The sequence below is a fragment of the Candidatus Hydrogenedentota bacterium genome, assembly GCA_016791475.1.
In the GTDB taxonomy this organism is placed as follows: domain Bacteria; phylum Hydrogenedentota; class Hydrogenedentia; order Hydrogenedentales; family JAEUWI01; genus JAEUWI01.
Window position 1 is genome coordinate 77,295 of record JAEUWI010000020.1, and the last position, 12,048, is coordinate 89,342.

The 12,048-nt window shown below is 60.6% G+C and carries 8 protein-coding genes and 1 pseudogene; 5 read left to right on the forward strand and 4 right to left on the reverse strand.

Features of this window, described 5'->3' with window-relative positions:
• Positions 1 to 65: 65 nt before the first annotated feature.
• The 4 genes from JNK74_12675 (at position 66) to JNK74_12690 (ending at position 8,265) form a co-directional block, all read left to right on the forward strand.
• Positions 66 to 1,700 (forward strand): hypothetical protein, encoded by a 1,635-nt coding sequence (locus JNK74_12675; protein MBL7647033.1) that lies wholly within the window; start codon positions 66 to 68, stop codon positions 1,698 to 1,700.
• 595 nt (positions 1,701 to 2,295) lie between these two features.
• Positions 2,296 to 4,524 carry a DUF2330 domain-containing protein gene (locus JNK74_12680; GenBank protein ID MBL7647034.1) on the forward strand — a complete coding sequence of 743 codons (2,229 nt, stop codon included), beginning with the start codon at positions 2,296 to 2,298 and terminating at the stop codon, positions 4,522 to 4,524.
• Between the two features lie 336 nt (positions 4,525 to 4,860).
• Positions 4,861 to 6,882 carry a DUF2330 domain-containing protein gene (locus JNK74_12685; GenBank protein ID MBL7647035.1) on the forward strand — a complete coding sequence of 674 codons (2,022 nt, stop codon included), beginning with the start codon at positions 4,861 to 4,863 and terminating at the stop codon, positions 6,880 to 6,882.
• A gap of 87 nt (positions 6,883 to 6,969) precedes the next feature.
• Positions 6,970 to 8,265, forward strand: a complete 1,296-nt coding sequence (locus JNK74_12690; GenBank protein ID MBL7647036.1) for a HEAT repeat domain-containing protein — start codon at positions 6,970 to 6,972, stop codon at positions 8,263 to 8,265.
• 125 nt (positions 8,266 to 8,390) lie between these two features.
• Here JNK74_12690 and JNK74_12695 read toward each other — a convergent pair whose 3' ends face one another.
• The gene (locus JNK74_12695) at positions 8,391 to 9,158 is read right to left on the reverse strand and encodes a TIGR00266 family protein (GenBank protein ID MBL7647037.1); all 768 of its coding nucleotides are present in this window, start codon (positions 9,156 to 9,158) and stop codon (positions 8,391 to 8,393) included.
• A 101-nt stretch (positions 9,159 to 9,259) separates the two neighbouring features.
• A pseudogene (locus JNK74_12700) lies at positions 9,260 to 9,418 on the reverse strand (hypothetical protein).
• Positions 9,419 to 9,513: 95 nt separating this feature from the next.
• Here JNK74_12700 and JNK74_12705 point away from each other — a divergent pair.
• Positions 9,514 to 10,920 carry a DUF839 domain-containing protein gene (locus tag JNK74_12705; protein ID MBL7647038.1) on the forward strand — a complete coding sequence of 469 codons (1,407 nt, stop codon included), beginning with the start codon at positions 9,514 to 9,516 and terminating at the stop codon, positions 10,918 to 10,920.
• Positions 10,921 to 10,983: 63 nt separating this feature from the next.
• On the opposite strand, the gene JNK74_12710 is transcribed toward JNK74_12705, so the two are convergent.
• Together JNK74_12710 and JNK74_12715 are read right to left on the reverse strand one after the other, a co-directional pair.
• A complete protein-coding gene (locus JNK74_12710; GenBank protein ID MBL7647039.1) occupies positions 10,984 to 11,337 on the reverse strand; it encodes a cupin domain-containing protein in 354 nt (117 codons plus the stop codon).
• Positions 11,334 to 12,032 (reverse strand): SGNH/GDSL hydrolase family protein, encoded by a 699-nt coding sequence (locus JNK74_12715; GenBank protein ID MBL7647040.1) that lies wholly within the window; start codon positions 12,030 to 12,032, stop codon positions 11,334 to 11,336. The genes JNK74_12710 and JNK74_12715 overlap by 4 nt, the downstream gene beginning before the upstream one ends.
• Between the last annotated feature and the right edge of the window lie 16 nt (positions 12,033 to 12,048).

Genomic DNA, 12,048 nt, shown 5'->3' on the forward strand with positions numbered 1-12,048 from the left:
TTGCAAAAATCGGTCCTATTCGTCTTATCCGTCCTAAGCGATTCAGGCTGGAATCAGGAGGTTACATGCTTCGATTGCTCTTTCCACTTTTTGCCATCGCTTTCGCGATCTCAGCCGTACAAGCCGCCGAGCCCCTCCCCGATTTCGGCGTGATGTTGAACGACGACGGCGACCTCTCCTTCACCAGCCTCGATCCCCAGGAGTCTGCGCGCAATGTCCTGGCGCAGGTGGATTCCCTGGCGGGCACTTCGGTCAAGACCCTCATGTGGAGCGTGGGCGCGGGCTCGGAGATTCTCTACTATCCCACGAAAGTCGCGAACGACTGGCGCTGGCGTCCCATCGCGCCGGCCTACGAAATGGAGTTCGGCTCCTGGCAGCGCAAGGCCGCCGCGGGCCTGGATGCGGGCGTGGACCCCATCCGCATCGCGGGCGAGCGGGCGAAGGCCCTTGGGATGTTTTTCGTGCCGTCCTACCGCATGAACGACGACCACTTCATCTTCGATCCCGTGGATTATCCGCTCACGGGCAAGTTCTGGATCGATAACCACGACAAGATGAAGATCGGCGAGTCGCCCCAGCCCGCCGACGCGCACTATGGCAATCTCCTCGACTTCACCCACCCCGAGGTGCGCCACTATCGACTGGACGTCATCTTCGAGGTCATTGAACGCTACGAGGATAACCTGGACGGCATAGAGCTCGACTTCAACCGTTTCCAGATGATCTTCCCGAAGGACAAGGGTTTCGAGCGCGGCCACCTGGTGACTGAAATGATCGGGCAGGTACGCAAGCGGCTCGACGAAGCCGCAGAGCGCCAGGGGCGACCGCTCTACCTCTTCGTGCGCGTGCCCCCGAGCCTCGCCGACTGCCATCGCATGGGCTACCGCATCGAGGACTGGATGAATCCCCGCATTGTCGATGTGATCCTGCCGTCCCAACTCATGACCCTGGCTCACGACATGCCGGTGCGGGAACTGGTCGATATCTGTAAGCCCGCCGGCGTGGCGGTGATGCCCAGCCTCTACCCGCGCACCTCCTATATGTGGCCTTTTCTGAAGAATCCGAAGGCCGAGGACTACCCCAGGCTGCCCTCGCGCGATGTAACGCCCGAGCTGTGGCGCGGGGCCGTCGCGAATTACTGGCAGCAGGGCGCGAGCGGATTTCAGCTCTTCAACTTCAACCTGCCCGCCGATGAATGGACCCACACAATCCTACGCGACACCGCGTCGCCCCTGCCGACGAATCTGGCCAGCCGCGCGAACAAAATCTTCGCCATCACCCCCGGCTACTACCTCGACCACACCGACACCTACGAGTACAAAAAGCAGATTCCCGCAATCATCAAGGTAGGCGAGCCCAGCACCTTCACCATCCAAATTGGCGAAGACTACAGCGACCCCGCGCGCAAGGCTGCGGTGGACCATTGCGCCATCCGCCTCGGCTTCAAGAAGGGCATTCCGCTGACGGGTTGGTCCATGGAGCTGCAGGCCAACGGCATGGTGCTCCACAAAGGACCGGTGGACCAGAAGCTGATCGAGACCCAGGGCGCACTGGTGTATTTTCAGAGCGAAATCAGCGACCTCGCCGCGCTCTATCACGGCAAGAACACATTGCGGATCGTGCTGGAAGGAGTGCCCGAGGCGAGCCTGGAAGAAGTGCTCGTGGGGGTGTTCTTCCGCGAGCACGATTTGAATTTGTAATCGGTGGGTTGTTTTCACCACGAAGGCCACGAAGAGCACGAAGAAGAAGGCGGTAAGAAATCGTTGCGTAATGTTGAATTTTCGCTGCAATCCAAGCGAAACACGATGCCTTGGCTTCCCGCCGTTCGTTTCGACGCTGCGCTCTTGCGTGTAAAATACCGAGGAGTCGGCTAGTAAAGGGTACATCCGGTTTGAGCGTACTTAGTTGTTCGGGCTGAGAATTCCATGGGCGTCAAGGAATAGCATCGGTTAATGACAGGCATTCTTTCAAACGATTGGCGTATCGACTTCCGGCCCGAAGGGCCACCGACATATTAGTTCGCCGCGGCGAACTAACATGCTTTGGCCCTTCGGGCCAGATTACAGCGAGAATTGACCGACCGCCTTTCGATAAACGCAAAAGATGTACGCTCAAACCAGATGAGCCTAATAAAGGGTGGGTGTCCCGTCGCCGGGAAGGCTTTACGCCGCAAAATTCTTTCTTTTCATGTTCTTCGCACTCGGTTTTTCAATGCCTGTTTACGTATCCGATTTGATGTTGTATCATGGCGATACTGATCTGCGAAACAGCGGCTATATTGAACGCGGAGAGAGGATGCGCGGCATGGGATTCGGCGGCAAGTATCGATTGAGCGCATTGGGGCTTTGCATCTTTGTACTGTCTCCAGTGGCGTGGGCGGACGGGGGATTCCTTTCCAAAGCCGAGAAGGCGGCCATGGCGGAGCCGGTGCAAAAGGCGGTTCTCCTGTTTCGCGATGGCGTTGAGGATCTCATCCTCCAGGTGAAGTACGAGGGCGAGGGCGACGAATTCGCGTGGCTGGTGCCCCTGCCCGCGAGGCCGGAAGTGACAGTAGCGGAGGAAGGCCTCTTCGAAGAGATCGAAGCCTATGTGGCCGAACGAAGCAAGTGGAAGGTCTACTACGATCCGCCCCGATACCTTTCACGCGGCATGCTTGGTGGCGGAAGAATTGGGGCGGCGGAAGAGGCGGTCACGGTACACGAATTCAAGCGAGTTGGGGTCTACGAAATCGCTGTGCTGGAGGCGGATAGCGCCGAGGACCTCCTCCGCTGGTGCAAGGACCACGGCTATCATGTGAACACCAAGGCGCGGGAGGTGCTGAAGTCCTATGTGGACAAGGGCTGGATCTTCACGGCCATGCGGATTCACCCCGAAGCGTCAGGTCGGAAAGCCGACCGGGGGCTGAGCCGGGGTACCATCCAGCCGGTCCACTTCACCTTTCCGACGCACGAGGCGGTCTACCCGCTCCGCATCAGTTCGATCAACGAGGGCGCGACCAATGTGGAGCTGTACCTGCTGGCGAAGGATACGCTGGTGAATCCGGAGTTTTTTCAGTTGGGCCCCTCATTGGAGGAATTTCAAGCGAGGAAACTTGCGCTCGCGGTCGGAAATTCGACCAAACTGGAAGCGGAGTTCGCCCAGTATTTTGACGCAGACCGCTTCACGTACCGGGCCGTCTCATCCAGTGAATTGCCCGTTGTCGCGAAGTCGCTTCCTCGATGGGCAGATTCGCAGTTACACATAACCACGGCGAAGCGGAATTTCCTGCCGGAACAGATGGTCGAGGATGTCTACTTCAAGTTGGTCAGCCAAATGGGGCCTAAAGAGCAACTGGACTTTGTTGAAAGTGCTTATGGAACTGCCCAGTCGGCCGTGGTGCGCATGCCCGATGCATTCTTCAGCGTCCTCGATAAAAAACTCGCTCGGATCACAGACGGCAAGTCCGTGAACAGTTCCACTTGGATGCAATACAGCGACCAATTCATCTTCCTGGCCGAATACGATAGGGGTGCACACCTTGAGAAGGCGGCCAGACATCCCGTTCCCAGGGTTCGAAGACTCCTGAGCAGCTTCCTGTGGCAGGCGTATTTCGATCGGGAGGCGATCGTCGCGCCTTATGACCTGGCCATAGAGGACTACGGCAAGGACTATCGGAGTCCGGGGCTGTACCGAGGTGGTGGCGGGTGGTCCAGCGGCATTCGCTTTAGTTCCACACCGGGTGCGCCGCAATTCGTCGTCCAGCGGGCTCTGGTCGAACTGTTTCGTCACCCAGACCCCGATATCGAGGTGGCAAAACTGCTCGCAGCACTCGGCACGAAAGAGTCCATCGCATTGCTCATCGGGGCTGTTCGAAATCCACTGGGCGTGGGCTCGGTCCACCAGAATCAGGCATTGCTCGCACTGCGGCACGTGAAAGATCCCGCCGTGCGTGAGTTGTACATCGACACACTGGAAACCCAACGTTCCTGGTTGAGCGAGAACGAGATCAACGCGTGCCTGGTTGGGTTGTGGAACAACCTGGATCCGAACATGGAACCCCTGGTCCGAAGTATCGGCGAGCACTGCCGAGTATCGGACATGCCCTCAGGCCAGGCCTTGGCCCGGAACTTACTGGTGAATGGATTGGGAGTGGAAGTGCCCAAAGTCGAAGTGGGAATGAGCCGGGATGCGCTGGAGGCGGAGATGGGCGGGAAGGGCATCGTATTGTCTTGCGTCTACTCGTCTGGGGCAGAGTGGAAGCGATATTGGGCGGACGAAGAGGATGGTGACAAAATTTCTAACTTTGTGCAAGTGGTGTCTCGGAGGTCGGGCGGGGTGAACAGCGCACTGCCAGATTTGCCCGCGAATCTTGACATCGCGGTATGCCAGTGGGGCTCGGGGGCCGCCACGTTCAAGCGCGACGCGTTGGTGTCTTGGAAGGCCGGTGCTTATGTGCCCGACTATGAAATCGACCGGGAGTGGTACATGCCAGTGTCCTCACCGGAGCGCGTAGTCCGCGCGCGGGCAATCTCAGACGATGAGTGAGGCGCAATCGCTTCGGTTGCATCTTCCTTCGTTCGGTGGCCCTGCGTTGTTGTTTTGTTGACCATGAATTATCTTAGAGCAGCCGTTGGCCGCAACCCAAAAGCGTTGAACCGCAAATTTACGCAAATTAGCGCAAATTCTATTCATGGCTTGAAAACTCGGTTGCACTTGCAGTGTGCAAGGCGCTGGCCAGATTGATTTGAACCTATCTATTTCCGTGAATTTCCGTGCCCTTCCGTGGTCAATGCTCTTTTTTTGACCACGGAATTTCACGGACGGGCACGGATAAGACAGTGGGTTGTGAATATGCGGTACACAGGCACGAGGATCAATGCTATGAAAATTCGGAGTTGGTGCGCGCTCGCCATCGGGTTACTTGCGTCGTTGTCAAGTGCCCGTTCGTGGGCCGACGGGGGATTCATCGGCAAGCGTGACCTTTACGAGCCGGAGCAGAAGGCCGCAATCTTTTTCGCCGACGGCGTGGAGGATCTCATTATCCAGGCGAAGTACGATGGCGCCGAGGGGGACTTTGCCTGGCTGGTGCCGCTGCCGTCGAAACCGGAGGTGTCGCTCGCGGATGATGCGATTTTCGGGGAGCTTCGGGACTACACGTTTGCGCGGAGCACGTGGTTGGACGAGGAGCTTTTTTCGGGATATCGGTCGGGCGGGTTCGGTGGGCCGGGCGATTCTTCGGATTCGGACGGTGTCAACGTGCTTGAGCGAAAGCGGGTGGGCGTCTTCGACGTGGCCGTGCTGGAGGCCAATACGGCGGAGGACCTCGTCCGGTGGTGCGAGGGTCATGGCTACAAGGTGAAGGGCAAGGTGCGGGAGGTACTCGGTTCGTATGTGGATCGGGGATGGATTTTCACGGTCATGCGCGTCGATCCGGCGGTGCAGGGGAAGGAGAGCGCGCCCGCACAGGAAGCCGGCACCATCCAGGCGATGCGGTTTACCTTCTCCACCGAGGAGGCCATCTATCCGCTGCGCATCTCTTCCATCAATCGGGGCACGACCGATGTGCTGGTTTATGTGATTGCCGACGACACGATGATCCACCCTTCCCTCGTGCAGCGGCATCCGGCATCGCTCTATCCCTTCGAGCGATTGCGCGCGTTGACTGGGTCGAAGGGCCACGCTGAATGGCGCGCGCAATTCGACGCCCACTTCGACGGTGCCAGGTTCACCTATCGAAATGTCGCGCCCGCCGAGTTGGAGCGGACTCGCGCCGCTTTTGCCCGATGGGGCAATCGCACGCTATATCTTACGGCGCTCCAGCAATCTTTCGAGCCGGAGGAAATGGAAGAGGATGTAATCTTCAAGGCACCGGAACGGTGGGGGCTGGATGAGCAAGTGAAATTCATCGCTACGGGCCTGGAGTCCTCACACGGTAACGCGGACTCACTCTATCTTCGGATGCCCGAGGCTATCACGGCGAAGCTGAGCAGCGATCTTGCCTCCAGTGAGCTGAATTCCATTACCTCCTGGTTGAATGTCATGTTGCGGATGGCCCTGCAAGTGGATGGGGCACAAGGTACGGAGGTGCTCATTTCGGCGGTTCGGCAGGCGAAGGCGGCAGGTCGCGAGGCCGTCAAAGAACATCTGAGAGCCGTGTGGTTTGAGGAGGGTACCGTAAACCCCGTCGTCGACCAGGTCCTCGAAGAACCTCGGTGCGAATGGGCGCACAAGCAGTATGTCACAGCAACGGAGCAGACGAGAGGCTGTCACTTCCGCATCGACGCGTTGCCGGGCGCGGGGCAATTCGCCGATGACGCCGTGCTGGCCGAGCTTTTTCGCACGGGCGACCCGGACCTCGAGGTGGCCAAGATGTTGGCGGCCTTGAACACGGAGGAAGGTACGAAGTTGCTGTTCGAAGCGGCCCGGGGCTCGCTGGACCAGGACGGAGGGCAGGCGCGCAATGGTCGCCAGGAAATGGCGCTCATGGCCCTCCGCCACACCAGCGGGCCGACGTTGGCGGGACTGTATCGCGAGATTTTCGCCCAGCACCGCGACGCGCTGAACGAGCGAGAGCTGTCGAGTTGCCTCGTGGGCCTGTGGACGCTCAACGATCCCCGTACGGACACGTTGGTCCGGCAGATGGAGGGGCACTGTCTTGAGTACCAAATGCCGTCGGCGGCCTCTCTCGCGAGGAACCTGCTGGTCAATCGCCTGCGCACGAGGCCGCCGGTGGTCAACAAGGGCATGACCCTCGCCGATTTGGAGCGGGAAATGGGAGGTATGGGTATCATCGAGAATCGCCTGAGCGCCGGGGCGGAAGAGGTCGTCCAGTACGGATGGGCGAGCGGCACGGCCACGGTGAAAGGCGATGTCGTGGTGAAGTGGAAGCCGACGCGCAGTTGAAGTGGCGCGAGCGAGTGCGCATAGCTTCCTTGATGTAGCGTGGTCGCGGCGGGCACGCGTCACCATCTGGAATAGAATGTAAGAATCATGCTAGACGAATCCCACAAAAAGCGCCTTGATTGGCTCAGGACGGCGAGCGAGCACTGGGACGGGTTCATCCGTGAGGAGGCCGTGGTCGAGCTCGCCGATCTGGGTGGGCCCGAGGCGCTCGCGCTGCTTCTGGTGCGCGTCAACGACTGGGTGCCGCAGGTTCGCGCGGCCGCAGCGGCTGGGTTGAATCCGTTCGTCACGGTGGAGAACGCCGCTCTCTGGGTGGAGGCGCTGCCCGCCCTTCGGCGGCTGCGGGGATGCCGTCGCGCCAACCATGCACCGCTTCTGGAACGCGTAGAGGCTTTGCTCGCCCGTCCCGAGTGCGCCGCCGCGCTGGAGCAGGGCTTGCTGTCTGCCGATAGCCGGATTCGCCGCTATTGCTTTCTCATCCGTTGCTCTGCATCGGACACTTGGGATGAATCCCTCTGGGCCTATGCCTTTTACACCTCCGACGTGGTGGTGCACAGGCGCTTTGAGCAATCTCTCGCGAAGTCCGGTTGCCTGGCCCTGGCCTTGCTCAGGCGCCTGCTCGGTCACCACTATGCTCCTTTGCGACGACTCGCACTGGAGCGTCTGGTGGAACAGTATCCGGATCAATCCGCTGAAGAATTTGAGGCGCGACTTTTTGATCGCAGTTCCATCGTCCGGCGAGCGGCGCAACGGCTTCATGCGTCACAGGGACACGACCCGGCGGCGCCTTATCGCCGGGTCTTGGCGCAGCGTGACGCCAGGGGCCGCCCGATTCGATACGCACTAATCAGCCTTTCGGAGTTGGGCGATCCCGGTGATTGGGACTTGCTGGTTTCCTATTTCCGTTCGACCGAGAGCGCTCTGCGTTTGTGTGCGCTCGCGGGGCTGTGTCGGCTCGATGCCGAGCGCGCCCGGGAGTTTCTCCTGGAGGCCCTGATGGACGAGTCCCCACCGGTGGTGCGGGCCGCGCATCGCCGTTTAAGCCGCCACCGGACTCGACCGCTGCTTGAAGAGCTGGAACTGATTTTGGAAATCGCTCAGGACGCGCATAGCGTGGAAGCGGTGTTGTGGCTCGGTCGGCGGCTTCCCAAGTGGGACGCACTGATACTGCTTTTGCTGATGGTTGATTCACACGGCGGGTCAGATGCGGCACTGCGGAAGAAGGTGCGATTCTTGTTGGCCGGGTGGGTTCGCCATGCCAACTATTCCTATGCCTCGCCTGCGGCGGGCCAGCGTGAACGGATCGCAACGCTTTTGAATCGTACCCGTGGCGAATTGGAGCCAGGGCTTGTGCAAAGCATCGAGTGGTGCATTGCCGAATAGAAACGCCCACTTCCAAAGCCCTTCAGGGACGGCAGGGACTACAGAGACAGCAGGAACGAATCACTTTTCCTGCTGTCGCTGTCGTCCCTGCCGTCCCTGTAATCCGGGAAACAGGCCCGGAAGATTCAGGATCGGTCGCCGCCGAGCAATCCGCCCAGCACGCTGCCGCCGATGCCCGCGACGCCGGGGGACTCGCCTTTGTTGGTGCGGGAAGCCACCACAATGCGATCCGCCAGGCGCGAGAAGGGGAGCGTCTGCAGATAGACTTTTCCTGGGCCGGTGAGGGTGGCCAGGAAGAGTCCTTCGCCACCGAAGAGTGCGTTTTTGAAGCCACCGGCCATCTGGATGTTGTAGTCCACGCTGGTCTGGAAGGCGGCGACGCAACCGGTGTCCACGCGGAGTTTTTCACCGGGGGCCAGGTCTTTTTCTATGACCGTTCCGCCGATGTGGACGAAGGCGAGGCCGTTGCCTTCGAGTTTCTGGAGGATGAATCCCTCGCCGCCGAAGAGGCCCGCGCCGATGCGCTTGGTGAAGGCCACGTTCACCTCGATGCCCTGGGCCGCGCAGAGGAAGGCGTCCTTCTGGCAGAGGAATTCGCCGCCAAATTGGGCCAGGTGCAGGGGGATAATCCGGCCGGGGTAGGGCGCGGCGAAGGTGACGTGGCTCTTGCCCGAGCCGTTGTGCATGAAGGACGTGATGAAGAAGCTCTCGCCCGTGACCATGCGCTTGAGTCCGCCGAAGATACCGCCGCCCGTGGACGTCTGCATTTCGATGCCCTGCTCCATGTAGAGCATCGCGCCTGCTTCCGCGCGGACCGCCTCGCCCGGATCCAGCTCGATCTCCACCGCCTGCATGTCGTCGCCAAAAATTCTGTAATCGATTTCGTGTGCCATGGTTGGGGCTCCTTTTTCAGGTGGGTTGTTGAGGGTTGAATGTAGCGTGTTTGCGATGTGGTGGGCAAGTGCGGAATCGGGAATGGGTCAGTATGAATAGGCCCCATAGGCCCCATAGGCCCCATAGGCCCCATAGGCCCCATAGGCCCCATAGGCCCCATAGGCCCCATAGGCCCCATAGGCCCCATAAGACCCATAAGACCCATAAGACCCATAAGACCCATAAGACCCATAAGACCCATAAGACCCATAAGACCCATTCTGTCCCTGGGCCACTTACCCGATTCTAACAACGCCCTCACCGCCGCAAAACGCCTACGCCGTACACTCTCCGAAAACCACCGGAGAGTACCTCATGTCCCAGAAACTTATTCATTCCCGCCGCAATTTTCTCAAGCAGGCGGCCGCCGTTTCCCTCGGCTTTGGCGGGCTGGAAAGCCTGTTCCAGCGCACTGCCTTTGCTGGTGTGCCCGCTGAGGATATCCCCGTCGGCTTCGGGCCACTGTTGCGCGACCCACACCGGATCATGGACCTGCCCGAAGGCTTTACGTATCGCGTGGTGTCGTGGGTAGGTGATTCCATGGACGACGGTCTGCTGGTTCCCGGCGATTCCGATGGCATGGCGGCCTTTCCCGGCCCGGACGGGCTCACGGTGTTGATCCGCAATCACGAGATCTCGCCCGGCGACAACAAGATCGGAGCCTTCGGCGAGGAGAATGAGCGCCTCGGCCAGTTGAATACGGCCCTCCTCTACGACGCGGGCTTCGGCGCCACCCCCGGCCTCGGCGGCACGAGCACCGTCCACTTTGACACGCGCACGGGGGAAGTGAAGCGCCAGTTCATGAGCCTGGCGGGGACGGCGCGCAATTGCGCGGGTGGGCCGACGCCGTGGAACTCCTGGATTACCTGCGAAGAGACGGTGTTGCGGGCTGGTGATCTCTGCGAGAAGGATCACGGTTTCTGCTTTGAAGTGCCCGCGTCGGCGAGCGGCTTGGTGGCGCCTGTGCCTTTGACGGATATGGGCCGCTTCAATCATGAGGCGATCGCGGTGGACCCGAAGAGCGGCTGCGTATACCTGACCGAAGATCGCCCCGATGGTCTGCTTTACCGGTTCATTCCCAACGTTCCCGGACAATTGGCGCAAGGTGGTCGCCTCCAGGCGCTCATGTTCAAGGAGCGCCCCAGCGCCGATTCGCGCAACTGGAATCAGGACATCCAGGTGAAAATGGGCGAGAACATCGCCGTCCAGTGGATCGACATCGCCGATCCCCTGTCGCCGAACGACGACATGCGCCAGGTGGGATTTACCGCCGGTGCGGCCCGCTTCGCGCGCGGCGAGGGCATGTGGTACGGCAACGACTCCATCTACTTCGCCTGCACGAACGGCGGGCCGATCCAGAAGGGGCAAATCTGGCGCTATCATCCGAGTCCGGCCGAAGGCACCGACGCGGAGCACGTATCGCCGGGCTACCTGCAACTCGCCATCGAGTCCCAGAGCGCGGGGCTGCTGGACAACGCCGACAATATCACGGTGAGCCCCTGGGGCGATCTGGTGGTCTGCGAAGACGGATCGGGCGAGCAGTTTCTCGTGGGCGTGACCCCCGAGGGCCGGATCTACAAGTTCGGGCGCAACGCCACGGCACGGAATTCCGAACTGGCGGGCGCGACCTTCTCGCCGGACGGAACCACGCTTTTCGTGAACATCCAGCACGACGGCATCACCCTGGCCATCACGGGCCCGTGGGAACGTCGCATCGCATAAGTACCAATCTCTCTCCAGCGCCGAGGCCGCCCGGATTTCGCACCCCGTGTGGCCTTGGCGTTTTCAGGCCTCAAAATAGTCTCCATCTGCGATGTCGGGAATCCCCACCACCAGCACGCGCATCTTTCCCTTCGCGCCATGGACGACGCCCGGCGGTATATGGACGAGGGAGCCTTTTTGCACCGCGTGCGCTTCGCCATCCAGGGTGACGGTCCCCTCGCCCTCCAGCACGTAATACAGCTCCGTGGCCACCTTGTGGAAATGGAGTTTGGCGCCGTCGATGTCCACCGCGTGGGCCCAGGCCGCCGGGTGCAGCGGCGCATCTTCATGGCTGATGAGGCGGTCGCGCCAGCCGCAGGCGCTGCGCTCTCGCGGCGTGTGGCCCTCGTGGCGGACAAGTGCGCTTGCGGCGCTCATGGTGCGACCTTCGCGGCCGGCAGCAGCGGGCGGACCACGTCGGCCACCTGCTTCGCCTGCTTCTCTTTGCCCGCCTCGCTGAAGTGAACGCCGTCCGGCGAAAAATTCGCATCGTCCTCGACCACCACCGCGTAGAGGTCATCGACGGCGATCTCGTGCTTTTTCATAATGGCGGCGGCGATGGCGTTGCGCGCTTCCACCCGTGCCTGCTTGTCCGCGTCGGGCTTGGAGAGATCCTTGCTGTCGCGCACGGGCGTCGTCATGCACCAAACGATGGTCGAGTCGGGAGATTCCTTCTTCAGAAAGGCGATGAGCGCTTCCACGCCCGCCTCATACTGTTCCTCGGTGTAACCCCAGCCGTGCAGACCGTTGTTCACGTGGATCACGTCAAAGTGGAATCGTTTGATCATTACCCCGAGTTCCGTGAGGAAGTCCGGGTGACTCAAAAATTTCGACGTGGAATAGCGCGCACAGTTCACGCCTTCGCCCAGATTTTTTTCCACGCCGCCGTAGTAGCCCCGCACAATGGAATCGCCCACCAGCAGCACCCGGGGTGCGCCGTTTTCCACGTCGGCATTCGTCACCCACATATCGCTCCACTCGTACTTTTCATGGACGATTTCGTCCGCAGGGGTGGTGGCTGTGAGGAGCGAGGTGGCGGCCAGCAGGGCGGTGGCAAGGGTGCGCGTGAGCATGAGGTTCTCCCGAATT

Coding starts and splice junctions, on each gene's coding strand:
- JNK74_12675 (MBL7647033.1), top strand. CDS start 66: ATGCTTCGATTGCTCTTTCCACTTTTTGCCATCGCTTTCGCGATCTCA.
- JNK74_12680 (MBL7647034.1), top strand. CDS start 2,296: ATGCGCGGCATGGGATTCGGCGGCAAGTATCGATTGAGCGCATTGGGG.
- JNK74_12685 (MBL7647035.1), top strand. CDS start 4,861: ATGAAAATTCGGAGTTGGTGCGCGCTCGCCATCGGGTTACTTGCGTCG.
- JNK74_12690 (MBL7647036.1), top strand. CDS start 6,970: ATGCTAGACGAATCCCACAAAAAGCGCCTTGATTGGCTCAGGACGGCG.
- JNK74_12695 (MBL7647037.1), bottom strand. CDS start 9,158: ATGGCACACGAAATCGATTACAGAATTTTTGGCGACGACATGCAGGCG.
- JNK74_12705 (MBL7647038.1), top strand. CDS start 9,514: ATGTCCCAGAAACTTATTCATTCCCGCCGCAATTTTCTCAAGCAGGCG.
- JNK74_12710 (MBL7647039.1), bottom strand. CDS start 11,337: ATGAGCGCCGCAAGCGCACTTGTCCGCCACGAGGGCCACACGCCGCGA.
- JNK74_12715 (MBL7647040.1), bottom strand. CDS start 12,032: ATGCTCACGCGCACCCTTGCCACCGCCCTGCTGGCCGCCACCTCGCTC.